Raw genomic sequence first — 26,566 nt, forward strand, 5'->3', positions numbered from 1 at the left:
TTCGTCGGCGAAGCCAGGTTCGGCCTCATCAATCATTGGCGCTGGGGCGAGAAGGCCCTGCCCCGGTTCCTCGACAAGAACGCCGCGCTGGCGTTGCCCGATGGGGCCACGCGCCCGGCGGAATGGCCGGTGCCACAACTGCGGGTGCCGCCCGAGGACGTGAAACGCTTCCGGCAGACGCGCGGGCTTGGCCAAAACACCGCCGTGGCGCTGGCGCCCGGCTCGGTCGGCTCTTCCAAGCGCTGGACATATTATCCACAGGCCGCAAAGCTTCTCGCCGGGCGTGGAATCGACGTCTGGGTCGTCGGCGGCCCCGGCGAGAAGGCGATGGCAGCCGAGATCGTCGCCGCAGGCGGCGCGCGTGTGCACGATCTCACCGGAACCGACCTGCGGAACGGCATACTGGCCATGGCGGCTGCCAGCGTCGCGGTATCCAACGATTCCGGGCTGATGCACATCGCCGCCGCGCTTGGCACACCGACCGTTGGCATCTTCGGCCCGACCAGTCCCTATCTCTGGGCGCCGATCAACGGCCTTGCCGCCACCGTTCAGACCAGGACAAGAGTGCCGTGCCAGCCCTGCCATCGCCCGGTCTGCACCATGAACGATCACCGCTGCATGCGCGACATTCCCGCGTCCGATGTCGCCGAAATCGTGGCCGACGTGCTCGCTGGGACGAGTGCCGGCGCACCGCATTAGGTCGAGTGCCACGCTTGCACTGGCCAGCCGGCGTAGCTACCAAGTGCACATGACCCAGTCGGTGGACGCTTGAGCCAGATTTCGAAAGATCCGATTTCCGCGCATCTGGAACTGTCGCGCGCTGCGGTCGAGCGCGCGGCGCTCGACGTTCATCTGCTTGATTCTGCGCGAAAGATCGCAGAGGCAATCGCCAAGGCGTTGCGCAGCGGCAAAAAACTCCTGATCGCCGGTAATGGCGGCAGCGCCGCTGACGCCCAGCACATCGCCGCCGAAGTCGTCGGCCGATACAAAAAGGACCGGCCGGCCTATGCAGCAATTGCATTGACCACCGATACGTCTGCACTGACCGCGATCGGCAACGACTATGGTTTTGAGCAGGTGTTCGCGCGCCAGGTCGAGGGCTTAGGTCAGCGCGGCGACGTGCTGCTGGCGATCACGACGTCGGGCCGCTCTCCCAATATCCTGGCCGCGCTGAAGTCGGCGCAGCAGCAGGGATTGGTCACCGTCGGTTTCACCGGCAGCAATGGCGCTGGGCTGGCCTCATGCTGCGATCATCTCCTGGTCGTGCCGAGCGAGGACACCGCGGTGATCCAGCAACTTCACATGGCCTTCGCTCACGGCATTTGCCACGTGATCGAGCAGACGCTGACGCAATCGGGCCGAACATGAGCGGCGACAGGTTGAACCACTCCGCGCCGCGGCCGGCGGCGTTCCTCGACCGTGACGGCGTCGTCAATCACGACGACGGCTATATCGGCAGCAGCGACCGCATCCGCTGGATGCCGAACGCCGCAAAGGCAATCCGCCGGCTCAACGCGGCCGGCTATTTCGTGTTCTTCTTCACCAATCAGGCCGGCGTCGCGCGCGGTTTCTACACCGAGGAAGCGCTTAACGCGCTGCATGACTGGATGCGGGCCGAACTGTCAGCGCAAGGCGCGATCATCGATGACATCCGCTATTGTCCGCACCACCCGCAGGGGACGGTTGCGGGTTATCTCGAAGACCACCACTGGCGCAAGCCCAAGCCCGGCATGATTCACGATCTGATGAAACATTGGCCGGTGCGCCACGCGGGCAGCTTCGTGATCGGCGATCGCGCAAGCGACATCGAAGCGGCGGATGCCGCAGGTCTTCCCGGTTTTCTGTTTTCCGGCGGCGATCTCGACGCCTTCGTGGCCGATATTTTACGGTCCCGGAGCGGCACTGATTCGAAGCCGAATTCGCTTGAAAAACCCGCTTAAGAGAGGCAAAGGGGGTTCGGACTCGGCCGAGGGCGCCGCAGCCGCTGCCCATGGACAATGGATGAGCGAACTTCCGCGAAAAATCACGGATGATCCCTATGGCGCGGCGGTGCTGATCCGTCGCCTCATCATGGAGCAGGGCCTCGTCTACTGGCGGCGCTATCTGCTGGCCTTCTCGCTGATGGCGGTTTCCGCCGCGACCACGGCCGGCTCCGCCTGGCTGCTCGGCCAGGTCATCAACCAAGCCTATGTCGACAAGAATGTCCGCGGCATCGCGATCCTTTCGCTCGTCACCGTCATCATCTTCATCATCAAGGGCGCGGCGACCTACGGTCATCAGGTGATCCTGTCGAAGATCAGTAACGCGATCCTCGCCAGCAACCAGCGCGCTTTGTTCGCCAAGCTGATGAACGAGAGCGTCGGCTTCTTCTCCGACCGGCATTCCAGCGAATTTCTGGCACGCCTCACTGCGGGCGCGACCTCCGTTACCCAGGTGCTGAGCCTCTTGATCAACGCTGTGGGGCGCGACGTGCTCTCGCTGGTCGGGCTGGTGGTCGTGATGGTGTCGCAGGATCCCTTGATGTCGCTCCTCGGCTTTCTGGTCGCCCCGCCGGCGATGCTGGTGCTGCGCACCCTGGTGCGGCGGATCAAGAGCCTGGCCCACACCCAGTTCACCGGAACGGCCGACATCATGGAGACCATGCAGGAATCCCTGCAGGGCATCCGCACCGTGAAAGCCTTCACGCTCGAGACTACGATGCGCGAGCGGATCGACGCCAGCATCACGGCGGTCGAAAACAACGCCAACAAGATGGCGCGGGTTTCCAACCGCTCGAGTCCCTTGATGGAAACCCTCGGCGGCCTCGCCGTCGCCGGCGGGTTGATGTATGGCGGCTACAGCGTGGTGGCGCTCGGCGCAACACCGGGACAGTTCTTCTCCTTCCTGACCGCGTTCCTTCTCGCCTATGAACCGGCCAAGCGGCTGGCGCGGCTCAATCTCGAACTGAACTCGAGCCTGATCGGCACGCGCAAGCTGCTGGAGATCATCGACAGCCCCGCGAGCGAGCCCGAAGATGGCGACAAGCCGGCGCTGAAACTGACGGACGCGCGGGTCGAACTGCGCGACGTGAGCTTTGCCTATCGGCCGAACGAGCCGGTGCTCGATCACATGAGCTTCGTCGCCGAGCCCGGCAAGGTCACGGCGCTGGTCGGCCCTTCCGGCGGCGGCAAATCGACCGTGCTCGCGCTTCTGCTGCGTTTTTATGAAGCCACCAGCGGCGAGATCCTGATCGACGGACAATCGATCTTGAGTATCTCGCGCCATTCGCTGCGCGCCCAGACCGCCTATGTCGGGCAGGACGTCTATCTGTTCCGCGACACCATTGGCGCCAACATCGCCTTCGGCCGGCAGGGCGCCGGCCGGGGCGAGATCATCGCCGCCGCAACCGCCGCCTGTGCCCACGACTTCATCATGGGTTTTCCGCTCGGCTACGACACCCCGGTCGGCGAGCACGGCGCGCAGCTTTCAGGCGGCCAGCGCCAGCGCATCGCGGTGGCGCGTGCATTGCTTCGCAACGCGCCGCTGATCCTGCTCGACGAGGCGACCGCCGCGCTCGATTCGGAATCCGAAAAGCAGGTGCAGGAAGCCATCGAACATCTCTGCCAGAACCGCACCACGATCGTGATCGCGCACCGTCTGCACACCATCATGCATGCCGACACCATCCTGGTGGTCGAAGGCGGACGGATCGTCGAGCACGGCCGGCACGACGAACTCCTGCGCCGCAGCGGCCGGTATGCCTCATTCTTCCGCCTGCAACAGCGCGCGCCCACGCTGGCGCCATCGGAAGCAACCGCATAGCAAGCAATCGCATAAGACCAGGGACGAACAACTCCAACCAACGAGAGCGCCATGAACGCCACCTCCTTCGTCATTCCCGCATTCCCGCAGCCTTCGCTCCCCGTCGTCGGCGAACAGGGCGTCTATCCCGTTCGCCGCATCTGGTGCGTCGGGCGCAACTACCTCGAGCACATCCGCGAGATGGGCAATGATGAGCGCGCGCCGCCGTTCTTCTTCGCCAAGCACGCCGACATGCTGGTAGGCGACGGCGCCACCATTCCCTATCCCCCGCTGACCAAGGATCTGCATCACGAGGTCGAACTGATCGTCGCCATGAAGAGCGGCGGCCTCAACATTCCCGCCGACAAGGCGCTCGATCATGTCTACGGTTATGCGGTCGGTATCGACCTGACGCGGCGCGACCTGCAGATTGCCTCACGCAAGAAGGAGCGGCCCTGGGAAGTCGGCAAATCCTTCGACTATTCGGCGCCCTGTTCGGCGATCCAGCCGGCTTCGAAGATCGGCCATCCCGGCAAAGGCAGGATCTGGCTCACGGTGAACGGCAAGGAGACGCAAAAAGGCGATCTCACCGAACTGATCTGGAGCGTGCCGGAGATCATCTGGCAGCTCTCGCAGCAGGTGAGGCTCGCTGCCGGCGACATCATCATGACCGGCACGCCGGCGGGCGTCTCCCAGCTTCATCCCGGCGACAAGATCGAGTGCGGCGTCGATGGCGTCGGCACGCTGAAGGTTGCGATCGGCGAGCCGGAGAAATGAGGGTACGTGTCCCGGACGCGGTGCGGGCCGCGTAACGCTGCTCTGCAGAGCCGGGACCATGGAGCGAACGTGTCGACCTCGGATCAGCAGCGCATCCTTACACGCCGCGCTGCATCCGGGGAACGCGGATACAACGGGTGAGGCTGGATTGCCTCGCTGGCGCTCGCAATGACGGTGGAAGCATTTTCGCCTCCCTCCGTACTGTCATTCCGGAGCGCTGCGAAACGGCGAGTCCGGAATCCATTCCTCCTGTACTTCAGCGGTAAGATGGATGCGGGGTCGCGCTTGCGTGCGACCCGGAATGGCTCGCGAGGTCGCGTCGCGGTCCGTTTCACGAATACCGCATCACCCCGTCATTTACCTTGCCGAAGCGAAGCGCCACGATGTCGAGCGCGTAGTTCTGGTAGAGGCGCCACGGCCGCTTGGAGCCTTGCTTGGGCATTTTCGCGATCGCGCGCTGCACATAGCCTGAGGTGAAATCCAGCGCCGGCATCTCCTGGACCGTCGGATCGACATTGTGCGGCACGCACTGCTTGTAGCCATGCCGGTCCATGTAGTTGATCAACCGGCAGACATATTCGCAGGTCAGATCGCATTTCAGCGTCCAGGACGCGTTGGTGTAACCGAAGGCAGACGCGAGATTAGGCACGTCCGAATACATCATGCCCTTGTAGTTCAGCGCTTTGGCGAAATCGACCTTGCTGCCGTCGACCGAGACTTCCATGCCGCCCAGGACCTGCAATACGAGGCCTGTCGCAGTGACGATGATATCGGCCTCGAGCTCGCTGCCGTCCTTCAGAAGAATGCCGTGTTCGGTGAAGCGATCCATCTCGCTGGTGACGACGGAGGCGCGCTTCTCCCGGATCGACTTGAAGAGATCGCCGTCGGGCACGAGGCACAGCCGTTGGTCCCACGGGTTATAGCGCGGGTTGAAGTGGGTCAGGACATCGTAGTCGGCGCCGAGCGCCATCCTCACGCCACCAAGGATCAGTTTCTTGACGCGTTCGGGCTGACGCCGCGAAAGCTGGAAGAAATACATGCTGAACAGCACATTGCGCCAGCGGATCAGATGGTAGGCGATGCGACTGCCGAGCCGCCGGCGCAACTTGATCGCGAGTTGATCCTGCGCAGGGCGCGCCACCACATAGGTCGGCGAGCGCTGCAGCATGGTGACGTGACCGGCGGTTTTCGCCATCTCCGGCACCAGCGTCACGGCGGTCGCGCCGGAGCCGATCACCACCACGCGCTTGCCCGCATAATCCAGCGCCGCCGGCCACTTCTGCGGATGAACGATTTGACCCTTGAAATCATCGCTGCCGGAAAAGTCCGGCGTATAGCCGTCCTCGTAACGGTAGTAGCCCGAGCACATGAACAGGAAATTGCAGGTGAAGCGCACGGTCTCGACCGCACCCTCGCCCGAGAGTTGCTCGGCTTCGACGGTCCAGCGCGAATCCTTCGTCGACCAGGAAGCGCGGCGAACCTTGTGGCGAAATCGAATCTTCTTATCGATGCCGTTCTCGGTCGCGGTCTCGCGAACATACTTCAAGATGCTCGGCCCGTCCGCGATTGCTTTCGGTGCGGTCCATGGCTTGAAGGAATACCCGAGCGTGAACATGTCGCTGTCGGAACGGACGCCGGGATAGCGAAACAGATCCCAGGTGCCCCCGATGCAGTCGCGTCCCTCCAGAATGACGAAGCGCTTGTCCGGACATTTGCGCTGCAGGTGATATCCCGCGCCGACGCCCGAGAGGCCGGCGCCGACGATCACGACATCAAAATGTTCCGCTTGCTGGTTTGTTTGCATGGGTCCCGATTAGCGCGCAAAGCACGGCGAAAATCAACGACAAACGTCCGGCGGCAAGTCGCACCTCGTTCCGCTGTGCGGACAATGCGAGGAATGATGTGGATCAGGCAGAGCACACAGCTTGCCGCCAGCATCGCAAGCTCCGGGTTCATGCCTGACCACCTCTGCTCGATCAGTAAGGCGGCGGCTTCCGCTGCCGTTGCGCCTGGGCAGCTTCGATCCACCACAGCAGATCGTCGGCGAAGCGTGGAAACGCAGCCTCCAGCGCTTTACCCGCCTCGCCGATCGGCTCGCCTTCGATTGAGAGCGTGTGACCGATCTGGCCCACGGCAAGGGTGCTGGACACGACCACCATTCCCATCTCGGACAGCGTGCCGTGCCAGGCGGTTGCCGCCCGCGCGCCGGACAAGCGACCCGCCGAGTAACTTGCGATCGCCGCCGGGCGCCAGAACCATTCCTCCAGAAAGTGGTCGGTGAGGTTCTTCAGCCCCGGCTGGATTCCCCAGTTATATTCTCCTGTCACGAACACGAAGCCGTCGGCGGCCTTGATCTTCCGCGCCAGTTCTTGCAGCGCTGCCGGCGCTTCCCCGCTCGCATATTCCTTGTACATCCGATCCAGCATCGGCAGGTTGATCGCCTTGGCGTCGACCAGTTCCGCCTTCTCACCGCGCCGCCGCAGCCGATCGACCAGGTATTCGGCGAGCCGAATGCCCATCCGGTCGGAACGATAAGAGCCATAGAAGACAGGGATACAGGCGTTCATCACAGTCGCTCCGCGGCACGTCCGCCGGCCGTCGGTTGGGTGGACCGCCGCCGGGAGCAGGTTAGCAGAGCGGGCTGCGAGCCGCGAGCGCCGACGGGTCGCCCGACGCCGACCGACAATTGGTCAAGAGCTTTTGGGCTGGTGGCGAGCTAAGGCAACAGGTGTTCATGCAGCATTTTGGAGAGACGACGCATGTCCAGCGGCTTCGCGCATCGGGGCGCATTGGTATAGGCCTCCGGCAGGGCCCATCCGTCGTAACCTGTCGTCAGCACGAAGGGAACGCCTCTCTCTCGCAGCATATCAAGGACAGGGAAGATCGTGTCGCCTTGCAGATTGACATCGAGGACGGCTCCATCGGGCGTATCTCCCGACCGAAGCAGCGTCAGCGCCTGCGCAAGCGTGGCGAACGGCCCTACCACCTCGACGGCCAGATTCTCGAGGACCTGCCGCAAGTCTTCGGCCAGCATGTATTCGTCTTCCACAACGAGAATGCGGCGGCCCCGCAAATCTGCAGCGGGCAATGCAGCGGGCATCTTGAAGCCTCCTGACGGTTCGGCGAATGAAGATGAGGCGAGCGGGCGGATATCAGAAGTCCCCTGGCTGCACGCGCGGCCTTAATCGTGCCAGATGCGCTCGCCGCACCGATGGCACTCGTAAATGGAGACGGTCCGCCCCCGCGTCGAATCGAGGAAGGAAAGGGTATGGCGCTGAAAGGCTGCACATTTCGGGCATTGCTGGTGCGTTCCCCGATCGGGGGCCTGGGACGGAATTGAGCTATCCGGATCATCCGCCGTCATCATCGTCGTCACTCGGCCGCCCGTGGCGAATCACTCATCATAGTCCGTGATTCGGATCGGATGCACTTACTTAGGTTACTAAGTGGACACTTGTGACATCCCGGGTCTAGGCTGAACGGATGTCCAAATCGTGAACGCGGGGCTTGATTAGACGTGCTACCGTTAAGTGATCATCGGCAACGGCCTCTGCCCTGGGCGCCGATGGCTGAGAGACCGCTCGCGCTCCCGCCTGCATCATGCAAGGAGCGTAGCCATGTTGTATCGACGCGGCATTTGCCGGCTGTCTCCATATGAAATCAGCGAAATTGATCGCTTGCGGGAATTGGTGCGGCAATCGGCCGAACTCCTCAAGCACTTGCCAAAACCCGACACGTTCCTCGGCCGCAAAACGCAGGAACCGTTTCCAAAGGCCGAAGGACGGTAATTATCCGATGCATGGCCGGGGCGCCACTGATGATGACGCCAGGGATTGTCCTCATCTCCCGATTCTAGTTATTGACCGAGCGGGATGAGCTTTTCCTCCAACATTCGACCAGGACAAGAGCGGCGGACCGTCTGCGGGCTCGGGCCCGGAGCGGCCTGATGTTCAGCGCAACCGCCGCGACCTGCGGCATCGCGGGGCTTGCGACGCTGGGCGTCGTCATCCGTCCCTGGAATTTACCGGAATATCTCTGGGCCGTGACCGGCGCGCTGCTCCTGGTCACGCTCGGCCTGTTGCCATGGCAAGAGGCCGTCGCTGCGGCGGGCAAGGGGCTCGACGTCTACTACTTCCTGATCGGTATGATGCTGCTTGCCGAGGTAGCGCGGCAGGAAGGCTTGTTCGATTGGCTGGCGGCCGAAGCGGTCCGATGGTCGCGAAAGTCGGCGTCAAGACTGTTCCTGATCGTGTATGGTGTCGGAATTCTGGTGACGGTATTCCTGTCCAACGACGCCACCGCGGTAGTTCTCACCCCTGCTGTCTATGCGGCGACGCGTGCCGCGCGCGTCGAGCCGCTGCCCTATCTTTTCGTCTGCGCCTTCATTGCCAATGCCGCAAGCTTCGTGCTGCCGATCTCCAACCCGGCCAATCTCGTCGTGTTCGGCACCGCGATGCCGCCGTTGCTCGAATGGCTGCACTACTTCGCCTTCCCCTCGGTGGTCTCGATTGCGGCGACCTATTGCCTTCTTCGCTTCACACAGCGCGCCGAACTCGCCAGGGACGTTGCCGATCACGATTCGTCACCACACCTGACAACAAGCGGCAAGATCGCAGCGGCCGGAATCGCGGCGACGGCCGTTGTTCTTCTCGCCGCGTCGGGTGTTGGCAGCGACCTCGGATTGCCGACCCTCGGCTGCGGCCTCGCGATAACCGCCCTGGTGCTGGCGTTCGAGCGCAAACCGCCATGGCCGGTGTTCGCCGACGTCTCGTGGTCGGTGATCCCGCTGGTCGGCGGACTGTTCATCCTCGTCGAAGGCCTCGATCGGACCGGACTGCTGCCTGCGCTCGCCGGTCAACTGAAAGCGATGGCGGCAGCAGCCCCGCATTCGACCTCCTGGGCCGCCGGCCTGGTCACAGCTTTTGCTTCCAACCTCATCAACAATCTTCCGATGGGATTGATCGCAGCCACCACGACTCAAGGCGCGCAGGTGTCGCACGAGATGACAGGCGCAGTCCTGATCGGTGTCGATCTCGGGCCGAACCTCTCGGTTACCGGTTCGCTTGCGACCATTCTCTGGCTGATTGCGCTGCGCCGCGAAGGCGAACATGTCGGTGCGCTGCGTTTCCTGCGCGTCGGCATCGTGGTGATGCCGCTTTCCTTGGTGCTTGCCCTGCTCGCGCTCTCGCTGATGGCGCTCTAAAGGGTCGAGCACACGACCAGTTGACATTGCTGCTATTGTGAACCCGGCTGATTTCTCCGCGCTTCCGCAATAAAGGAAATTTTAGAGCACCGTTTCAGGAACGCGCTACATTCAGTCGACTTGGTTATTTCAAGACTTGAAAGCCAGGACTTGAAAGACAAGGACTTGGAAGACAAGGACTTGGAAGACCGGACTTCGATAGGACTCGAACATCGCAAGACGGTAATCCCAAGACAACGAGGAGGCCCGCATGACATTCAAGGCAATTCTTCGCGCCGGCGCTGCTGCCGCTGCATTTGCAGTGCTCGTTTCGCCGATGACGGCAGAAGCGACCACCAGCAAGGCCGCAACGCCGCACCGGGTTCACCATGCTCGTCACGCCATGTATCGATCACGTACGGTCTACACGCGGCCAATGGTTGCATACGGCCAACCGCTGCCGCCTGCGCCGGAGTACGGCTTCCTCACGCACGTTCCGCCGAACGCGATCCAGATGCCCGGCTATACGTTCGTACCAGGCAAGGGGATCCTCGGCGAGTCGTGCGACTTGCCGACCAGCGCCTGCTCCAATCAATACCGCGACGTACAGTAGAAAGACGGACAGTAGAAATAAGTCGAACGTTTTATGAAGGAAATATGACACGGCGGAGCCCGCGCTGCCGTGTCGCCTTGAAAGCAATTTGACAAACCAAGACGCGGCTCGTTTTTTGCGGCTTTTGGGCAACACTGTGTCGCGAATGCGCCGACATCTGCCCTGTGTCATCCAGCATTCATCAACCTCGCCCAGAAACTCCCTGCCGTACCACCGGTCGGAAGAAAAATTTTTCGCGCACGTTGCGCAGGAGGTTGTCTATGAAATGCAGTCCATCGGCACCCGCGGACGTTTCCGTGGCGTGCCTTTCCGTTCTCCCTTCGCAAAGGGAAGGAGGCGGAGGCCGAAAATTCAGGCAAGGATTGGGCGGTTTGTTGGCCGGTGCGCTGCTTGGCGCATCTCCGCTGGCAATCCTCCCCGCCCATGCCGACGAGGCGCAATTGCAGCATCAGATCGACGTGATGCAGAAGCAGCTGGCAAAAATGCAGCGCGAGCTGGCGGAAAAGAAGCAGGCGCCGGCACCACGAATGGCCGGCGCACCGGCCGGGGCCGCGCCCGTCACGACGCGCAACGGCAACGAACTCATCATTCCCGCGCCGTCGGCCCCGCCGCCGGTGTCGGCGGACGGCCGGACCATCTTTGCCAAGGCGCTGCCATCCTGGGTAGACGGCATTCACTTCTCGATGGCCGGTTCGTTCATCGCGATGGAAGGCGCGTACCGCCAGCACAGCGAGGTCTCGGACGGCGCGAGCAGCCCGCCCTTCGGAAGCCCCGGCATTCCACTGCAGAACTCGGCTCTTTACAGCGATCGTGAGTTGCGCATGAGCGCGCAGCAGAGCCGCATTGCCATGAAGATGTGGGGCGATATCGACCCCAATCAGCATGTCAAGGGCTATTACGAAATGGACTTTCTCGGCGCCTCGACCGACGCCAACAACCGCGAAAGCAACAGCTTCACGCCGCGCATCCGCCAGGCGTTTGCCGAATACGACAACGACCTCTGGCACTTCCACTTTGTGGGCGGTCAAGCGTGGAGTTTCCTGACGCAAAACCGCGTCGGCGCCCTGCCGAATACCGAGAACGTGCCGCTGACGATTGACGCACAGTACGTCGTGGGCTTCGACTGGCTGCGCAACCCGCAGCTGCGCTTTGTCTATGACATCAACAAGACCGCATGGTTCGGTGTCTCGGTGGAACAGCCCGCTACGGTATTCCCCGGTGCGCCCGCCAGCGGATTCACGAACTCTGTACCTCCGGGGTTCGCCACGAACATCAACAACTTCTGCCAGGGCGCGTCGCATCTCAACAACACGACCACCTGCTCGAACGACGTTGCGCCGGACGTGATCGAAAAGATTGCTCTCGATCCGGGCTTCGGCCACTACGAAGTGCTCGGCTTGGAACGCTGGTTCTCTGACACGGTCAACAATGGCGTGGCGGGCTCGGGCTGGTCGCAGAAGACGACGATGGCTTGGGGCGTCGGCGGCAACGCTTTGCTGCCCGCGATTCCGAAGATCCTCGACCTGCAAGGCAGCGTTCTCTACGGACAAGGCATCGGCCGCTACACGTCGAGCCAGTTGCCTGACGCCACCATCGGCGCGGACGGTACGCTGAGCCCCATCACCGAGCTGTCGTTCATGGTCGGCGCTGTCGCCCATCCGTTCGAGGGCAACGACATCTACACCTACTACGGCGAGGACCGGAGCTACGCCAACTCGTGGACCTCTGGTACAGCGCAAGGCGGCTGGGGCAATCCGAACTTCCTGAACACCGGATGCGTCAATCAGAACCTGGCGAATAACCCCGGCTCGCTCGGAGGAGGCCCTGCTTACAACACGCCGGTTGCGGGTACCACCTGCAGCTTCAATGTTCAGAAGGCCCAGGAGTTCACCATCGGCTTCTGGCAGGATGCCTATAAAGGCAATCTGGGACGTCTCCGCTACGGCTTGCAGTATGAATACGTGCGGCTGACCGCTTTCCAGGGCGCCCCTGGTCCGATCACGGCAACCAGCACGCCGAACGAGGGGCTGAATCCCAACAACAACATTGTGATGTTCTCGTTCCGTTACTATCCGTTCAACTGAGATCGAACGGGACTGGACGCAATACGTTGGAGCCTGCCGGCGACTCTCGCCGGCAGGCTCTTTTGCTAACCGCTTGCATATGCCATCGCAGCAGCCACTTCAGACCGGCGATCCCAAGCGCCTAATAGCGCTCGGCTACAACTCTCACGCCCTTGATTTTGGTCTGGTCATTATAGCGGTTCTTCTCGGAACGCGGCGGTAACCTGACCCGCTCGCCGCGTACGCGCTTGTAAGGAATGTTTTGCAGAACGTATGAAATGCAGTTGAGGCGCGCTCGCCGTTTGTCGTCTGAAGGAACGACGCACCAGGGCGCGTGACTGGAATGGGTCGCCTTCAGCATCCTGTCACGAGCTCTGGAATAGTCGTACCAGCGCCGGTAGGACTCGAGGTCCATCGGACTGAGCTTCCATTGGCGAAGCGGATCGTCGATACGAGCCCTGAAACGCCGCTCCTGCTCTTCCTTGCCGACTTCGAGCCACAGCTTGATCAGGATGATGCCGCCGTTCACGAGATATCTCTCGGCGGTCGAGCAGTTCGCCAGGAAAGTCTCGTACTCGGCCGGCGTACAGAAGCCCATGACACGTTCGACGCCCGCGCGATTGTACCAGCTGCGGTCGAAGATCACGATTTCGCCGGCCGCCGGAAAGTGCTCGATGTATCGCTGCATGTACATTTGCGTCTTCTCGCGATCGGACGGCGCGGGAAGCGCCACCACGCGGAAGACGCGCGGGCTGACCCGCTCGGTGATTGCCTTGATCGTGCCGCCCTTGCCGGCGGCGTCACGCCCTTCAAACACGATGATGACGCGGAGCCCTTTGGCCTTGACCCAGCTCTGGAGATAGCAGAGTTCGACCTGAAGCTTGCGCAGCGCCTTTTCATAAACCTTGCGCCGCATCTTCGCTGGCGCATCACTGTCGGTCTGCTTCTCCGCCATTCATTCCTCCAAGAAACGCTACGCGGCGACGTCATTTCGACGCCGCGGGCTTGCCCCGTTTGAAAACGAGTGATCGCAATTCATCCTGGCCGAGGACCCTGGCGAGTTCCCTGTAAAAGAAGAACGGGATCAACCCGAAGAACAGGATCACAGCAACAACGGCCGTTCCTCGCCAGCCTCCGCCACCCATTTCGGGAACACTCTCGGCGATCGTGCTTCCGTTCCTGACTCCTACGAGCACTTCCTCGGCGATGTAGAAGGCCGAGAGAAGTGCGCTGAAAACTGCCGATTTGAAAACGATCGGATAGATGAGCGGCCTGTCTTTGAAGTTCTCCGCCACATGGGCCAATTCGGCGAGAAGAACGACTTTGGCCAGCACCAGAGCGTTTATAATCGCAAACCCTTGATGATACAGGATATGCTCGTCACCCAACGTGGCGGCCTTGAATACAGTGAATAGCCCGATCAGAAGAAAGAAGTAGAGCGCGATCCCGAGCAGACGCTTGGTCTCATGGAAGATCATCGCAGGAAGATTACCCAGAAATTCCGCCACTGGAGTCTCTCGATCATTGGAGGAACTGCACTCGTCAGCTCCCGAAAATAACCCTCCGGAACCGGCTCAAAGCGAAGATGAAATAGACGCTTCCGATCGCAAACATCGCAAGCAGCGGTTGCCAAACCAGTGACAGATCGGCCCCCCGGAACAACACCGCCTGCGAAAAGCTGACAAAATGCGGCGTGGGGCTCACCGTTTTCACCACGTATTGCAGCCACACCGGCATGCTCTCCATGGGAGTGCTGCTGCCCGACAGCAATTGGGTCACCATCAGCACCGGCATGGCCAGGAGGCCAAACTGCCCCATGGTGGTGGCGAGCGTGCCCAGCAAAATCCCGAGCGCGGCAACCACCAGGGCATATTCCGCCGCTCCCAGCAGGAACAGCAGGCGCGATCCCGCGATCGGCGAACCGATCCACCAATGGACAACGAATTGCAGCGACAGCATCGCTGCGACCAGGATGACGAGGCCGTTGGCCAGCATCTTGGCGAGCATGATCTCTGCCGGCACGACCGGCATCACCAAAAGGTGCTCCACTGTCCCCTGCTCGCGTTCGCGAATGAGCGCCGCACCGGTCAGAATGACGGTGAGCAGCGTGATCTGGTTGATCACCTGCGTCATCGCCGAGAACCATGACGTAACCAGGTTGGGATTGAAATCCGTGCGGACAACCAGGTTGATCGGCGAGGATTTGGCGGCCGTCGTTCCGCTCAGGAAGGACTGGATCTCGTTGCTGATCGCGGTCTTGAGGTAATTGGCGCCGTTGCCGGCCTGCGCGACGATGGTGGCATCGATATTGATCTGCAATTGCGTCTTGCGCTGCGCCCGCAGATCGGCCTCGAAATTCGGCGGGACCTCGACCACGAACAGGAAATCGCCTCGATCCATGCTGGAGTCGATCTCGTTGGCTCTGATATGCACGGCGGGCTGGAAAGTCGGGCGTAGCAGCGCCTCCGCGATCTGGCGCGACAGCGCGGAGCCGTCCTCGTCGACGATACCGACCGACATGTTGGTCGCGTCCGTCACCGCGCCGGTTGCCACCGTATTGACCGAGATGCTGAATGCGTAGACGACCAGCACCAGCATGGTTGGATCGGCGCGGATGCTGCGCAGCTCCTTGATGACCAGCTTGATGACGTTGACGACATGATCGAGCCACGTGAGCGGCGCGGCCTTGACGAGAGGCGACGGCGTCAATCCAGCAGCCGTGTTTTCAGCCATCTCACGCCTCCTGCTTGCGAAGGAACGCCAGCGACAGCAGCAGGAACACCAGCGCGATCACCGTGATCGCGGCGATGTTGGGCCATAGCGCCGTGAATCCGAGGTCCTTGGCGAACACGCCGACCGCGATCGGCTGATACCAGGCCGATGGGAAGCTGAGACCGAGGACCTTCGCCGATCCCGACAACGATGAAACCGGCGCGAGCAGACCGGAGAGGTTGATCGCCGGCACCATCGACAGAATGGCGGTGGCGAACACCGCGGCGACCTGGGTCTGCGTGAACGACGACACCAGTTGGCCGAAGCCCGTCGTGGCGATCACGTAGATCACGGTGGCAAGCAGCAAGATCAGGAACGGTCCCTTCGGCGGCACATGGAAGATGCCGACCGCCATGAGAAACAATGTCACGAAGCTGATCAGCGAGATCGCCACATAGGGGAGCTGCTTGCCCAGCAGAAATTCGAGCCTCGTGATCGGTGTCGAGCGGAAGTTGGCGATCGATCCGGTCTCCTTTTCGCGCACGACCGCGATCGCCGACATGATGGCAGGTATCAGGCACAGCAGCAGCATCATCACGCCAGGCACCATCGCATTGACGCTGAGGAAAGCCTGGTTGTAACGGAAGCGCATTTCGATGTCGTCGTCGTTCCAGCCCGTGCTCGAGGCGCCGCGCTTCGACGTGAGTTCGTTGCCTTCCTTGCGGACCACGCCGATGACGTAGTTCTGCGCAGTCTGGCCACGGAAAGTCATGGCCCCGTCGATCCGGGCATCGACCTCCGGCTGGCGCTTCGCGAGCAGGTCGCGCCCGAAACCCGCGGGTACCTCGATCACGATCTGGGTGTTGCCGCTACGCATCCGCTGGTCGGCTTCGGCAGCCGAACGGATGGGCGGCTGTACCGAGAAGTACCGCGAGCCATTGAATCCGTCGAGGAGCTGGCGGCTCTGCGGCGTGTTGTCCTGGTCGAATGCCGCCATCTGGAGGTTCTCGATATCGAACGAAATACCGAAGCCGAATGCCAGCATAAGAATGATCGGCCCCAGCAGCGCGAAAGCGAGGCGGATCGGATCGCGCAACAATTCAAGCGTTTCGCGCCGGGCATAGGCCCAAAGCCGCGCCGGATTGAAGCTTCCCGGCGCAGCTGCCTTGGCGTCAGTTTTGTCCGTCCGGTTGTCGGGCGCGGCCGGCGCCGGCTTTTTCGACCGGTCAATACCGGCGGCGTCGGCAAGGTATTCGACGAACGCTTCATCGATCGAGGCGCTGCCGCGCGCCTTGACCAGCTCCTGCGGCGTACCGACTGCGAGCACCTTGCCCGCGTGCATCAGTGAAATGCGGTCGCAGCGTTCCGCCTCATTGGCAAAATGGGTCGACAGGAAGATCGTCACTCCCTCGTCGCGCGACAGATCAATCAGCGTCCGCCAGAATGCGTCACGCGCCACCGGGTCGACGCCTGAAGTCGGCTCATCGAGAATAAGCAGCGGCGGTTCGTGCAGCACGGCGACCGCGAGCTGCAGCCGCTGCTTGAGGCCGAGCGGCAGGCTCTCGGGCCGTTTGTCCGCGACGTCGCGCAGGTCATACCGCTCCAACAGCTGCTCGATACGCGCGACCGCCTTCTCCGGCGACAGATGGTATAGCTGGGCGTGCAACTCGAGATTCTGCCGCACCGTGAGTTCGCCATAGAGCGAGAAGGCCTGCGACATGTAGCCGACGTTGCGCCGCATCTCCAGGTCGCCCGCTGTCATCGGGCTGCCGAACAGCTTCGCCCAGCCGTCGGTGGCCGGTAACAGGCCGGTCAGCATCTTCATCGTGGTCGACTTGCCGCAGCCATTGGAGCCGAGGAAGCCAAATATCTCGCCGCGGCCGATGCGGAAATTGACGTGGTCGACGGCGACGAAATCGCCAAACCGGCGCGTCAACCCCTCGGCTTCAATGGCCGGAGTCTCGTCCGCAGGCGTGACGCGCGGACGCACAATCACTTTTTCATGGCCGACCCGCTTGGATTCCGGCAACAATGCGATGAAGGCATCGTCGAGGTTTGGTTCGCCAGTACGCTCGAGCAGCTGTCGCGGCGTGCCTTCAGCGATGATCTTGCCGCCGTCCATCGCAATCAGCCAATCGAACCCCTGCGCTTCGTCCATGTAGGCAGTCGCGACGATGACGCTCATTTGCGGGCGACGCGCGCGGATGGTGTTGATCAGGTCCCAGAACTGGCCGCGCGACAGAGGGTCGACGCCGGTGGTCGGCTCGTCCAGGATCAGGAGGTCGGGGTCGTTGATGAGCGCGCAGCACAGGCTGAGTTTCTGCTTCATGCCGCCGGAGAGTTTGCCGGCGGCCCGGTCCTCGAACGGGCTCATGCCGGTGGCGCCGAGCAGCTCGGTAATTCGGGAGCGCCGCTCCCAAGGCCCTTGCCCGAACAGCCGCCCGAAGAAATCGATGTTCTCGAACACGCTGAGCGTCGGATAGAGGTTGCGGCCCAGGCCTTGGGGCATGTACGCGACGCGCCGCCGCACACCCTTGAGATGCTGCTTGTCGGCCATATCGCCGTCGAAAACGGTAACGGTGCCCGTCTGGATCTTGCGCACGCCGGCGACCAGCGCCAACAAGGTCGATTTGCCGACGCCATCCGGGCCGATCAGCCCGACCATGGTTCGTGCAGGAATGGCGACGGTCACGTCATTGAGGGCGATCGATGTACCATAGCGGTGCGAGGCACCGGCCACCTTTGCGACGGCAGGAGCAGAGTCAGCGGCTTCGCGTTTCGTTTCCACCGGCACGGCTGCGATGCCTTCGGGGGTCATTGCAGCCGCTGCTTGACTTGCAGGCTTTCGGGCCAGGCGACATCGGCATTGGTCCGCACGAAGCCGATGCCGCGAATGCCGGTCTTGACCCGCGAGATGTATTTCCTCAATAGGTCCGGATTGACCTTCAGTTTGACACGGAACATCAGTTTTTCGCGTTCGTCCTTGGTCTCCACCGTCTTGGGCGTGAACTGGGCGTCGGCGGCCACGAAGCTGACCGTCGCGGGAATGACGGTGTCCGGAATCGGATCGAGCACGAGGCGCGCCTCACCGCCGACCTCAAGCTTGCCGGCGACGGCGGCCGGCAGAAAGATCGTCATATAAACATCGGTGAGATCCAGGATCGTCAGGATCGGCGCGCCGGCGGCAACCACTTCGCCGGCATGGGCGAGCTGATATTGCACGCGGCCTTCGCGCGGCGAAACCAGAGTGAGGTCGGCCAGCATGGCCTGAATGCGCTCGACCTCCGCGGTAGCGTTGCTGACCGCAGAGCGAGCCTGGTCGCGCTGGGCCTGCACCGCAGCGGTTGCAGCCTGCGCTCCCTCGAAATTCCGCTGGCGCTGGTCGTAGATTTGCTTGGTGATGTTGCCGCTCTTGATCAATTCGACCGCGCGATCGAAGTCACCTTTGGCAAACTCGAGCGCCGACTGGCGGGTCGCGATTTCGGCCTCGGCAGCGGCGACCGCGTCCTTTGCTTTCTGAACGCTGGCCTGCGCCGCCCGGAGCTGCGCTTCCATCTCGGGCGAAGAAATTTTTCCGACCACTTGCCCGACCTTGACCGGCGACCCCTCCTCGACGTTCATCTCGGAAATCCGACCGGCATATTTCGCGGAGACGTCAACCTGCGTCGCCTCCAGCCGACCGTTCGAACGGGCGATGCCTTCGGGCAGCTTCGCGCCGCGCAAGCGCGCGATGAGGTTCTTGATTCGAGGCTGCGCGTGCGCCGCCGCTATTGCGGACACCTCCAGTTTCGAAGCGGCATCATACGTGATCGGCAGCGCAATGATCCCCGCACCGATCGCGGCGGTCAGGATCCCGATAAATCTTCGGCTCATGTTTGTCTCCAGCCAGGGCACGCTGGAAGCTAGGCGCCGAGCTGCGCGGATGGCTTGAGCTAGATCAAAGCCAGGTCTGGTCAGCTTGCCGATATTGCATCGTGAGGTCGTGGACCCTTAGGGAGTGACACATGTCAAACGACGTCGCGCAGCCCAAAACATCACCGGCAACTTTTTCCAATTCGGCAATTTCCAGTTCGGCAATGGAATACGTGCTGGATGCGGGTCAGCGGACCATCCTGTTCTGGGATGTGATGCGCCAACGCGGGCAACAATATCAGGAACATATGGCGGAAGCCGTTCCGCACGTTCTCAACTACCAGGCTGAACTTGTCGTCGACGGGCGAACTTTGCCGCGGCCGGTAAACTATGGTCTCGCTCGCATCACTCCCCCTCACGGGATTCAGGTGAATGCGGCGCTGCGACCATTTGTCGTCGTTGATCCCAGGGCCGGCCACGGCCCCGGCATCGGCGGCTTCAAAGCGGACAGCGAGATCGGCGTTGCGCTGAACGCCGGCCATCCGTGTTATTTCGTCGGCTTTCTCCCGGAGCCGATGCCGGGTCAGACCATTGAAGACATCGCTCGCGCCGAAGCGGTATTCCTGGAGAAGGTCATTGCGTTGCATCCACAGGCCGAAGGCAAGCCCTGCGTAATCGGCAACTGCCAGGCCGGCTGGGCGGTGATGATGCTCGCAGCAATTCGCCCGGACCTGTTCGGTCCCCTGATCATTGCGGGATCGCCGTTGTCCTACTGGGCGGGGGTGCATGGCAGGAATCCGATGCGTTATTCCGGCGGCCTGCTCGGCGGCAGTTGGCTGACGGCGTTCGCGAGCGACCTCGGTGGCGGCAAGTTCGACGGCGCATGGCTGGTGCAAAACTTCGAAAATCTGAATCCGTCGAACACGCTCTGGACCAAGCAGTACAATGTTTATTCCAAGGTCGACACCGAGGCGCCGCGCTACCTGGGATTCGAAAAATGGTGGGGTGGCCACGTCAATCTCAACGCCGAGGAAATCCAGTTCATCGTCGATGAACTTTTCGTCGGAAACAATCTCGCGGCAGGCCGGATCAAGACGACGGATGGGCTGGGAGTCGATATGCGCAACATCCGTTCGCCCGTCGTCATATTCTGCTCGCAGGGCGACAACATCACGCCGCCGCAGCAGGCGCTTGACTGGATCCTCGATCTCTATGAGGACGTGAACGAGATCAGATCCTACGGGCAGACGATCATCTACACGATTCACGAAACGGTCGGGCACCTCGGCATTTTCGTCTCAGGTGGCATTGCCAGGAAGGAACACAACGAATTTGCAAGCAACATAGACCTGATCGATCTTTTGCCGCCGGGTCTCTATGAGGCGACGTTCGAGCGCAAGACTGCGGAGACCGTGAATGCCGACCTCGCGTCCGGGGACTGGATCATGCGCTGCGAGCCGCGCACGCTCGATGATATCCGGGCATTGGGCGCAAATTCACCCGACGACGAGCGGCGATTTGCGACCGCTGCGCGGGTCTCCGAAATCAACCTGTCGCTCTACCGATCGTTCGTGCAGCCATTCGTGAGGGCCATGGTTACGCCGCAGCTCGCGGACAGTCTACGCCGCCTGCATCCCTTGCGCCTGCAATATGAGGCGTTTAGCGACGGCAATCCACTGATGCCCCGGCTGAAGAAAGCGGCAGAAAGCGTTCGGGAAAAGCGAACCCCGGCTCCCGCCGACAATCCATTTATTGCGGTACAGGAGGCAGTTTCCGCCGGGATCGTCAACGCACTGGATGCCTTCCGTGACGCGCGGGATCGGCTGGCCGAAGCGACATTCCTTGCGATCTACGGCAATCGCGCGCTTCAGGCCGCTGTTGGAATCAAACCGAACTCGCTTGCGGAGAGGAAAGCGCCGAAATCGGCGTTGTACAAAGAGCTTCTTGAGAAGCGGATCGCCGAACTCAAGTCTCATATCGAGCAGGGCGGGCTGAGAGAATGCGCCGTACGCGGCCTGATTTATGTTGGTACGGCACGCGGCGGCGTCGACGAGCGCGGCTTTGCCGCCCTGCACCGCATCCGGCTCAGCACCGATCTGGCGCGCCTGCCACTCCCGGAATTCAAGGCGATGATCCGCGAGCAATTCCTGCTCATGGTCCTGGATCAGGAAGCCACGCTGGCCGCGATCCCAAAGCTTCTCCCGGCCGGAATCGAGGAGCGCCGCGAGGCATTCGCGGCTCTGCGTCAGGTGCTTGCTGCAGGCGGTGAACTGACCGGCGAATTGGCGGTTCGGCTTGCCAGGATTGCCGAGTTGTTCGGTGTCAGCCACGCCGAATTCGCCAATGTCCCCCTTGCGGCGAGAGTCGAGTTGCCCAAGGCATCGTGACGGCGGCTTCAGAAACAGGGAATCGCGCCATGAGCGTCGTCTCAACAGAATCCTGCACGGCTGTACCTCACGCCAAATACGAGCGCCTGATTGCTGCCGCGCGACAGGTGCCGCCGGCGGCTACCGTCGTGGTGCATCCGTGCGACGAAACATCGCTGAAGGGTGCCTGCGAAGCCGCCGAGATTGGAATCATCAAACCCATCCTGGTTGGCCCAACCACCAAGATCAGGGACACGGCAGCGCGGTTCGATCTCGATATCTCGGGCTTTGAACTCGTCGACGCGCCTCACAGCGAGGCGGCAGCGGCCAGAGGCGTTGCGTTGATCGCTGAAGCCAGGGGCGAACTGCTGATGAAGGGCAGCCTGCATACCGACGAACTGATGCGGAGCGTCACCGCCAAGGACGGCGGCCTGCGCACCAACCGCCGCATCAGCCATGTCTTCGTGGTGGACGTGCCGACTTACCCCGAGACACTGTTCATCACCGATGCGGCGATCAATATTTTCCCAGATCTCGATGCCAAGCGCGACATCGTGCAGAACGCGATCGACCTCTTCACCCAGGTCGGCCTCGGCAACCATCCGCGCGTCGCACTGCTGTCAGCCGTTGAGACGGTGACGACAAAGATCCCGTCGACAATCGACGCGGCGGCCCTGTGCAAGATGGCCGATCGTGGTCAGATCACGGGCGGTGTGCTGGATGGACCGCTGGCTTTCGACAATGCAATCGACGTCGAAGCCGCGGAAATCAAGGGCATCAAGTCGCCTGTCGCCGGCCGCGCGCAGATATTGGTCGTGCCCGACCTCGAGGCCGGCAACATGCTGGCAAAAAATCTCATCTTCCTTGCGAAGGCGGATGCCGCCGGCATCGTGCTGGGAGCGCGGGTGCCGATCGTCTTGACCTCGCGCGCCGACAGCGTGCGCGCGCGCATGGCGTCCTGTGCTGTCGCCGTGCTTTACGCCCATGCCCGTCGGCGCTTCCAGCCGATCGCTGCCTGAAAGAACACGGTCATGGATACGATCCTGGTCGCGAATTCGGGTTCCTCGAGCGTCAAGTTTCAGGTCTTTGCGACCGGGCCTGACGGCGGACTTGAACGGCAGGTGCGCGGGCAAGTCGATGGCATTGGCACACATCCGCGATTACGCGCCACGGACACGGATCGCAAGGTGCTGGTTGAGCGTAGTTTGGACAACCAGACGGTTCCCGACGTTCAGGCTGCCCTGATCGCTGCAGGAAACTGGCTGCGCGATGAACTCCGCATCGCTCCGGTTGCCATCGGGCACCGCGTGGTTCACGGCGGTCCGCTCTTTGAACGGCCCGTCAGGGTCGATAGCGGGGTCTTGCAGCAGCTTGAGAAATACGTTCCCCTCGCGCCGCTGCACCAGCCGTATAACCTGGCTGCCATTCGCTCCGTCCTCGCGCGGTTCCCGGACATTCCGCAGGTCGCCTGCTTTGATACTGCCTTTCATCGCGGCCATGGCGAACTCGCCGATCGTTATGCAATCCCGCAAGACCTCTACGCCGAAGGCGTTAGGCGTTACGGCTTCCACGGCCTTTCCTACGAATACATCGCAAGCATTCTCCCCCAGGTCGCTCCCGAGATCGCATCGACGCGGGTCATAGTCGCGCATCTCGGGAGCGGTGCATCGATGTGCGCCCTGCAGGCCAGGCGAAGCGTCGAGAGCACGATGGGTTTCACGGCGCTCGATGGAATACCGATGGGAACGCGGCCCGGCCAGATCGATCCGGGAGTGGTACTCTACCTGATGTCCGAGAAGGGCATGTCACCCGCAGACGCTCAGGCATTTCTTTATCACGAATGTGGCCTGAAGGGCCTGTCCGGCATCAGCAACGATATGCGGGAGCTTGAAAACAGCAGCGATCCCCGCGCGCAATTTGCGATCGACTATTTCGCATACCGCGTCGCCCTCAACGCGGGAATGCTGGCAGCCGCCATGCAGGGGGTCGACGGATTTGTGTTCACGGCAGGCATCGGCGAGAACTCGCCGAAGGTCCGCGCAGCGATCGCCGCCAGGCTTGCATGGCTGGGGGTTTCCCTTGATCCGGGAGCAAATGCAAGGAACGAGCAGAGAGTCTCGCGGTACGAGAGCCGCACTCCAGCCTATGTCGTGCGGACCGACGAAGAACTGATGATTGCCCGTCACACCGTGACGCTGCTCGCCCCGGGACCCCACCCCTCGCAGTACGAGAAGGCGTCATGACCATACCTGTGTTTCCCGACAGCAAGGTCGCCCTCAAGGGGCGCAAGGGCCTTATCGTCGGAATTGCCAACGACCAGTCGATCGCATGGGGATGCGCAAAGGCGTTTCGCGCGCTCGGCGCCGACCTTGCCGTGACCTATCTGAACGATAAGGCGAAGACGTTTGTCGAGCCGCTCGCACACGAGCTCGATGCACAGATTTTCTTGCCGCTCGACGTTGTGGTGCCCGGTCAGATGGAGGCCGTTTTCGAACGGATAAAGAGCGAATGGGGGCAATTGGATTTCCTCGTCCACTCGATCGCCTTTTCGCCGACGGAGGCCCTGCACGGCCGCGTGATCGATGTCGGTCGCGACGGCTTTCTGGCGACGATGGATGTGTCGTGCTGGTCATTCATCCGCATGGCCCATCTGGCGGAGCCGTTGATGAAGAATGGCGGAACGCTCTTCACCATGACCTACTACGGCAGCCAGATGGTGGTGGAACACTACAACGTCATGGGCCTGGCCAAAGCCGCGCTCGAATGCGCCGTCCGTTACATTGCCGCGGAAGTCGGGCCAAAGGGCATCCGCGTCCATGCGATCTCGCCGGGTCCGCTGGCGACGCGTGCCGCGTCAGGCATTCCGGAGTTCGATGAACTGATGGAGAAGGCTCAAGCCAAGGCCCCGGCACGAAGTCTGGTCAGCATTGACGATGTGGGTCGGGCGACCGCGTTTCTGGCGCTCGACGGCGCCAGGCTGATCACCGGAGCGACGCTTTACGTCGACGGCGGCTATCACATCATCGATTGAGCCACGTCGTGAACAGCACCTGCAGGAGCATCAAATTTGTCGTCCGTTGCCCGATTCGTGCCGGTCTCGCGGTCGCTACATTCATCAGCCGATGCCGACAAGCAAATTGATTTAGCGCAACACGGATCAACATCAATCGCGCAAGATTGCTGCCCTCAATCGGCAGGAGAGAAACATGAGAAAGAATGTCAAGCTCCTTGGTATGATCGTAGCGGCGACACTCTTGACTGGAACTCCGTTCTCGCTCCGCTACACACCGACCAATCTATTGTCGGTATCCCTTGATCGCGCTGAAGCAAGGGTCGGACGACCCCTCACGCCTGGAAGCGTCGCGGGCGTCCACCGCAGAGTACATCGCCGCGCCTATTATGGAGCGGCGGCGGTAGGGGCTGCGGCGGCAGGGGCGGCAGCCTACGGTGCGTATCACCGAGCTCCCGCCTGCGGTTACTATCCCTATCCGCCCTGTTACTGAAGTTCGCGCAAGGCTCGCCATTCCTTTCCCGGCGAAAGTGATGGCGAGCCTCTTGATCCCCGATGCCTCGATGATCGCGATTGCAACTCACTGATATGAGGCCATGCTCTCGATGACGTCCACCATCGGCTGTTGGCTGACGCTGATAAAGCCGGATGTCGGCCGGTCGAGATCCTGAACCAACAAGATGACCGAGGCGACGATCGCTCCCGTCAAATAGGTCGGAAGCCGCACCCGCCGCTTTTCGAGCCCGTTGGCATATCCGACAAGGGCGAAGGCGACGATGGCGACGCCGTAGAGCGCAAGAAACACGATATCTGGCACCCGGTTGTGGAAGGCAGCCAGTCGCTTGGCATGGCTGTCGATCATCTCATTGAGCGACCGGATGAAGACGCCGGTCGGAACGGGGGCAGGATCCCTGGCGGCAACCGCAATCGTATTCTGCCAGAGCTTCTCATGGATCTGGTTGGAACGAACGATCGCTGCGTTGAGCGCCGACGCGTCCAGGACGGATTGCGTGACTTCGAGCCGGACCTGAGCATATTCCTTGAGCAACTTCAGCGCTTCCGAGCGATTTGGCTCGGGCAACAGCCGCGCCCGCAGGGCAGTCGTGCCGATCGCGTTTGCCTCCGTCACGATGGCATCCCGCCGCACCTCAAAGCGAGCCAGCGCCATGGCAAAGGTGAACCCGATCATCAAGGCCAGGAGACCAAGGGTCGAGCCTTCCAGGGTCGAGACGTCGCCACCGCCACGGCCGACGGCGCGTGTCCCACGCAGACGTCCGATTTCGCCTGCACTGAAGATTGCGATCAGCACGACCGCGAAGAGCGTCAGCAACCCATGGTTATTCAATTCTACCATGTGACCAAGTCATCTCGGAGTCACTCTGTACCCAAGCTCGGCCTTTGCGCCGGGCGCTCCTATTTCACCCGACGACGGACCGGCGGAAGCGGAGGCGGCAGATAGCGCTGCCAGATGGTCCCGTTGTCGAACTGGATGGTCATGCCATCCGGCGTATAGACAGCGCCAATATCGTAGACATCAATCCAGAGACGGTTCAAAGGTGCGTACCAGTCCGGCCAGGCGCGCGTGGCGACACCGGCTTCGGTGAGGAGATTGAGCGCAGATCCGTTCTGCGTGACGTAGGCGAGCCTGTCGCCCCGGCACATCTGAATACACTGGTAGGTGCCGGTGAGATCGACGGATTGGGCAGACGCACCTGTTGCCATCAACGTTGCAACGGTGCCGAGCACAAATGACAGACGCTTCATGAAAATGCCTCTTCTCAAATGACGATCACTGACTAATCGAGAAAATCGTTAGATGCGCCACCGGGGAAGCTTTTGACCTAAGTCAACGAATTGGCCGATCTCCTTCGAGGCGCAACTGAGTGCCCGTTGAACACTCAAAGCCGGACAAGGGTCTTGCATTTTGGCTCGCGGCCATCGTCCGGACAATTGCCCCGCTCACGCCTGCTTGATTCGGCGCCATGCCTCGTTGCGGGAACTGAGGACATTGACTCGCGTTGATTTCCAGCCGGCATGCGAGCACTCATGGCCAACGACTCGGAAATCTGGATTGCGAAATGCGTTGCCGCGAAGCTGGATCGGCTCAGGCACGGCAACCATGTCACGCAAGAGCAGCTTCGGAAGTCGATTCAACAAATTACTTTTTCTGCGGAACTGCTCAAGCTGCCGGTCCCGGATGTCTGGCATCCG

The 26,566-nt window shown here is 61.7% G+C and carries 23 protein-coding genes; 13 read left to right on the forward strand and 10 right to left on the reverse strand.

What is annotated here, in order from left to right; all coding sequences use genetic code 11:
* The 5 genes from NEZ08_RS05025 to NEZ08_RS05045 form a co-directional block, all read left to right on the forward strand.
* The coding region (locus NEZ08_RS05025; RefSeq protein WP_298104393.1) for a glycosyltransferase family 9 protein at window positions 1-699 on the forward strand (699 nt) is incomplete at its 5' end.
* A 78-nt stretch (window positions 700-777) separates the two neighbouring features.
* On the forward strand, window positions 778-1,368 hold the full coding sequence (locus NEZ08_RS05030) for a D-sedoheptulose 7-phosphate isomerase (protein ID WP_298104457.1): 591 nt from the start codon (window positions 778-780) through the stop codon (window positions 1,366-1,368).
* Complete coding sequence (locus NEZ08_RS05035) at window positions 1,365-1,940, forward strand: HAD family hydrolase (protein WP_298104396.1); 576 nt, start codon at window positions 1,365-1,367, stop codon at window positions 1,938-1,940. Before NEZ08_RS05030 ends, NEZ08_RS05035 begins: the two co-directional genes overlap by 4 nt.
* Before the next feature lie 61 nt (window positions 1,941-2,001).
* A complete protein-coding gene (locus NEZ08_RS05040) occupies window positions 2,002-3,801 on the forward strand; it encodes an ABC transporter ATP-binding protein (RefSeq protein WP_298104399.1) in 1,800 nt (599 codons plus the stop codon).
* A 51-nt stretch (window positions 3,802-3,852) separates the two neighbouring features.
* Window positions 3,853-4,557: a fumarylacetoacetate hydrolase family protein gene (locus tag NEZ08_RS05045; RefSeq protein ID WP_298104403.1), complete on the forward strand. Its 705-nt coding sequence runs from the start codon at window positions 3,853-3,855 to the stop codon at window positions 4,555-4,557.
* A gap of 331 nt (window positions 4,558-4,888) precedes the next feature.
* On the opposite strand, the gene NEZ08_RS05050 is transcribed toward NEZ08_RS05045, so the two are convergent.
* The 3 genes from NEZ08_RS05050 to NEZ08_RS05060 form a co-directional block, all read right to left on the reverse strand.
* Window positions 4,889-6,361: an NAD(P)/FAD-dependent oxidoreductase gene (locus NEZ08_RS05050; RefSeq protein WP_298104405.1), complete on the reverse strand. Its 1,473-nt coding sequence runs from the start codon at window positions 6,359-6,361 to the stop codon at window positions 4,889-4,891.
* 172 nt (window positions 6,362-6,533) lie between these two features.
* On the reverse strand, window positions 6,534-7,124 hold the full coding sequence (locus NEZ08_RS05055; protein ID WP_298104408.1) for an NADPH-dependent FMN reductase: 591 nt from the start codon (window positions 7,122-7,124) through the stop codon (window positions 6,534-6,536).
* 149 nt (window positions 7,125-7,273) lie between these two features.
* Window positions 7,274-7,657, reverse strand: a complete 384-nt coding sequence (locus tag NEZ08_RS05060; RefSeq protein ID WP_298104411.1) for a response regulator — start codon at window positions 7,655-7,657, stop codon at window positions 7,274-7,276.
* A gap of 846 nt (window positions 7,658-8,503) precedes the next feature.
* Here NEZ08_RS05060 and NEZ08_RS05065 point away from each other — a divergent pair.
* The 3 genes from NEZ08_RS05065 (at window position 8,504) to NEZ08_RS05075 (ending at window position 12,436) form a co-directional block, all read left to right on the forward strand.
* The gene (locus NEZ08_RS05065) at window positions 8,504-9,760 is read left to right on the forward strand and encodes an arsenic transporter (RefSeq protein WP_298104413.1); all 1,257 of its coding nucleotides are present in this window, start codon (window positions 8,504-8,506) and stop codon (window positions 9,758-9,760) included.
* Window positions 9,761-10,010: 250 nt separating this feature from the next.
* Window positions 10,011-10,352, forward strand: a complete 342-nt coding sequence (locus NEZ08_RS05070; RefSeq protein ID WP_298104416.1) for a hypothetical protein — start codon at window positions 10,011-10,013, stop codon at window positions 10,350-10,352.
* A 374-nt stretch (window positions 10,353-10,726) separates the two neighbouring features.
* The gene (locus tag NEZ08_RS05075; RefSeq protein ID WP_298104419.1) at window positions 10,727-12,436 is read left to right on the forward strand and encodes a FlxA-like family protein; all 1,710 of its coding nucleotides are present in this window, start codon (window positions 10,727-10,729) and stop codon (window positions 12,434-12,436) included.
* Window positions 12,437-12,557: 121 nt separating this feature from the next.
* Here the strand turns inward: NEZ08_RS05075 and ppk2 are convergent, their stop codons facing one another.
* Genes ppk2 through NEZ08_RS05100 form a run of 5 tightly spaced genes read right to left on the reverse strand, consistent with a single transcriptional unit; the run spans window position 12,558 to window position 19,000 of the window.
* The gene (gene ppk2 / locus NEZ08_RS05080) at window positions 12,558-13,370 is read right to left on the reverse strand and encodes a polyphosphate kinase 2 (protein WP_298104422.1); all 813 of its coding nucleotides are present in this window, start codon (window positions 13,368-13,370) and stop codon (window positions 12,558-12,560) included.
* Window positions 13,371-13,401: 31 nt separating this feature from the next.
* Window positions 13,402-13,923 carry a hypothetical protein gene (locus NEZ08_RS05085; protein ID WP_298104425.1) on the reverse strand — a complete coding sequence of 174 codons (522 nt, stop codon included), beginning with the start codon at window positions 13,921-13,923 and terminating at the stop codon, window positions 13,402-13,404.
* 34 nt (window positions 13,924-13,957) lie between these two features.
* Window positions 13,958-15,148: an ABC transporter permease gene (locus NEZ08_RS05090; protein WP_298104428.1), complete on the reverse strand. Its 1,191-nt coding sequence runs from the start codon at window positions 15,146-15,148 to the stop codon at window positions 13,958-13,960.
* A 1-nt stretch (window position 15,149) separates the two neighbouring features.
* Window positions 15,150-17,945 (reverse strand): ribosome-associated ATPase/putative transporter RbbA, encoded by a 2,796-nt coding sequence (gene rbbA, locus NEZ08_RS05095; RefSeq protein ID WP_298104431.1) that lies wholly within the window; start codon window positions 17,943-17,945, stop codon window positions 15,150-15,152.
* Window positions 17,942-19,000, reverse strand: coding sequence for an HlyD family efflux transporter periplasmic adaptor subunit (locus tag NEZ08_RS05100; protein WP_298104434.1), 1,059 nt, complete (start codon window positions 18,998-19,000; stop codon window positions 17,942-17,944). Before NEZ08_RS05100 ends, rbbA begins: the two co-directional genes overlap by 4 nt.
* Before the next feature lie 131 nt (window positions 19,001-19,131).
* Between NEZ08_RS05100 and NEZ08_RS05105 the strand changes: the two genes are divergently transcribed.
* The 5 genes from NEZ08_RS05105 (at window position 19,132) to NEZ08_RS05125 (ending at window position 24,848) form a co-directional block, all read left to right on the forward strand.
* Entirely contained in the window at window positions 19,132-21,366 is a 2,235-nt protein-coding gene (locus NEZ08_RS05105) for a DUF3141 domain-containing protein (protein WP_298104438.1), read from the forward strand.
* Between the two features lie 29 nt (window positions 21,367-21,395).
* Window positions 21,396-22,364 carry a phosphate acetyltransferase gene (locus NEZ08_RS05110; RefSeq protein ID WP_298104440.1) on the forward strand — a complete coding sequence of 323 codons (969 nt, stop codon included), beginning with the start codon at window positions 21,396-21,398 and terminating at the stop codon, window positions 22,362-22,364.
* 12 nt (window positions 22,365-22,376) lie between these two features.
* Window positions 22,377-23,588 (forward strand): acetate/propionate family kinase, encoded by a 1,212-nt coding sequence (locus tag NEZ08_RS05115; protein WP_298104443.1) that lies wholly within the window; start codon window positions 22,377-22,379, stop codon window positions 23,586-23,588.
* Window positions 23,585-24,376, forward strand: a complete 792-nt coding sequence (gene fabI / locus NEZ08_RS05120; RefSeq protein WP_298104446.1) for an enoyl-ACP reductase FabI — start codon at window positions 23,585-23,587, stop codon at window positions 24,374-24,376. The genes NEZ08_RS05115 and fabI overlap by 4 nt, the downstream gene beginning before the upstream one ends.
* A 175-nt stretch (window positions 24,377-24,551) precedes the next feature.
* Entirely contained in the window at window positions 24,552-24,848 is a 297-nt protein-coding gene (locus NEZ08_RS05125; RefSeq protein ID WP_298104449.1) for a hypothetical protein, read from the forward strand.
* 87 nt (window positions 24,849-24,935) lie between these two features.
* Here the strand turns inward: NEZ08_RS05125 and NEZ08_RS05130 are convergent, their stop codons facing one another.
* Complete coding sequence (locus tag NEZ08_RS05130) at window positions 24,936-25,709, reverse strand: DUF4239 domain-containing protein (RefSeq protein WP_298104452.1); 774 nt, start codon at window positions 25,707-25,709, stop codon at window positions 24,936-24,938.
* 59 nt (window positions 25,710-25,768) lie between these two features.
* Window positions 25,769-26,119, reverse strand: coding sequence for a hypothetical protein (locus NEZ08_RS05135; RefSeq protein WP_298104454.1), 351 nt, complete (start codon window positions 26,117-26,119; stop codon window positions 25,769-25,771).
* Between the last annotated feature and the right edge of the window lie 447 nt (window positions 26,120-26,566).

It is taken from the genome of Bradyrhizobium sp. (assembly GCF_027451485.1).
GTDB lineage: Bacteria > Pseudomonadota > Alphaproteobacteria > Rhizobiales > Xanthobacteraceae > Bradyrhizobium.

Excerpts from the sequence above, each read along its gene's own strand:
- NEZ08_RS05115 (WP_298104443.1), top strand. The coding sequence starts at position 22,377 with ATGGATACGATCCTGGTCGCGAATTCGGGTTCCTCGAGCGTCAAGTTT.
- NEZ08_RS05070 (WP_298104416.1), top strand. The coding sequence starts at position 10,011 with ATGACATTCAAGGCAATTCTTCGCGCCGGCGCTGCTGCCGCTGCATTT.
- NEZ08_RS05135 (WP_298104454.1), bottom strand. The coding sequence starts at position 26,119 with ATGAAGCGTCTGTCATTTGTGCTCGGCACCGTTGCAACGTTGATGGCA.
- NEZ08_RS05035 (WP_298104396.1), top strand. The coding sequence starts at position 1,365 with ATGAGCGGCGACAGGTTGAACCACTCCGCGCCGCGGCCGGCGGCGTTC.
- NEZ08_RS05130 (WP_298104452.1), bottom strand. The coding sequence starts at position 25,709 with ATGGTAGAATTGAATAACCATGGGTTGCTGACGCTCTTCGCGGTCGTG.
- NEZ08_RS05040 (WP_298104399.1), top strand. The coding sequence starts at position 2,002 with ATGAGCGAACTTCCGCGAAAAATCACGGATGATCCCTATGGCGCGGCG.
- NEZ08_RS05105 (WP_298104438.1), top strand. The coding sequence starts at position 19,132 with ATGTCAAACGACGTCGCGCAGCCCAAAACATCACCGGCAACTTTTTCC.
- NEZ08_RS05090 (WP_298104428.1), bottom strand. The coding sequence starts at position 15,148 with ATGGCTGAAAACACGGCTGCTGGATTGACGCCGTCGCCTCTCGTCAAG.
- NEZ08_RS05055 (WP_298104408.1), bottom strand. The coding sequence starts at position 7,124 with ATGAACGCCTGTATCCCTGTCTTCTATGGCTCTTATCGTTCCGACCGG.
- NEZ08_RS05100 (WP_298104434.1), bottom strand. The coding sequence starts at position 19,000 with ATGAGCCGAAGATTTATCGGGATCCTGACCGCCGCGATCGGTGCGGGG.
- fabI (WP_298104446.1), top strand. The coding sequence starts at position 23,585 with ATGACCATACCTGTGTTTCCCGACAGCAAGGTCGCCCTCAAGGGGCGC.
- NEZ08_RS05045 (WP_298104403.1), top strand. The coding sequence starts at position 3,853 with ATGAACGCCACCTCCTTCGTCATTCCCGCATTCCCGCAGCCTTCGCTC.
- NEZ08_RS05125 (WP_298104449.1), top strand. The coding sequence starts at position 24,552 with ATGAGAAAGAATGTCAAGCTCCTTGGTATGATCGTAGCGGCGACACTC.
- ppk2 (WP_298104422.1), bottom strand. The coding sequence starts at position 13,370 with ATGGCGGAGAAGCAGACCGACAGTGATGCGCCAGCGAAGATGCGGCGC.
- NEZ08_RS05110 (WP_298104440.1), top strand. The coding sequence starts at position 21,396 with ATGAGCGTCGTCTCAACAGAATCCTGCACGGCTGTACCTCACGCCAAA.
- NEZ08_RS05060 (WP_298104411.1), bottom strand. The coding sequence starts at position 7,657 with ATGCCCGCTGCATTGCCCGCTGCAGATTTGCGGGGCCGCCGCATTCTC.
- rbbA (WP_298104431.1), bottom strand. The coding sequence starts at position 17,945 with ATGACCCCCGAAGGCATCGCAGCCGTGCCGGTGGAAACGAAACGCGAA.
- NEZ08_RS05050 (WP_298104405.1), bottom strand. The coding sequence starts at position 6,361 with ATGCAAACAAACCAGCAAGCGGAACATTTTGATGTCGTGATCGTCGGC.
- NEZ08_RS05065 (WP_298104413.1), top strand. The coding sequence starts at position 8,504 with ATGTTCAGCGCAACCGCCGCGACCTGCGGCATCGCGGGGCTTGCGACG.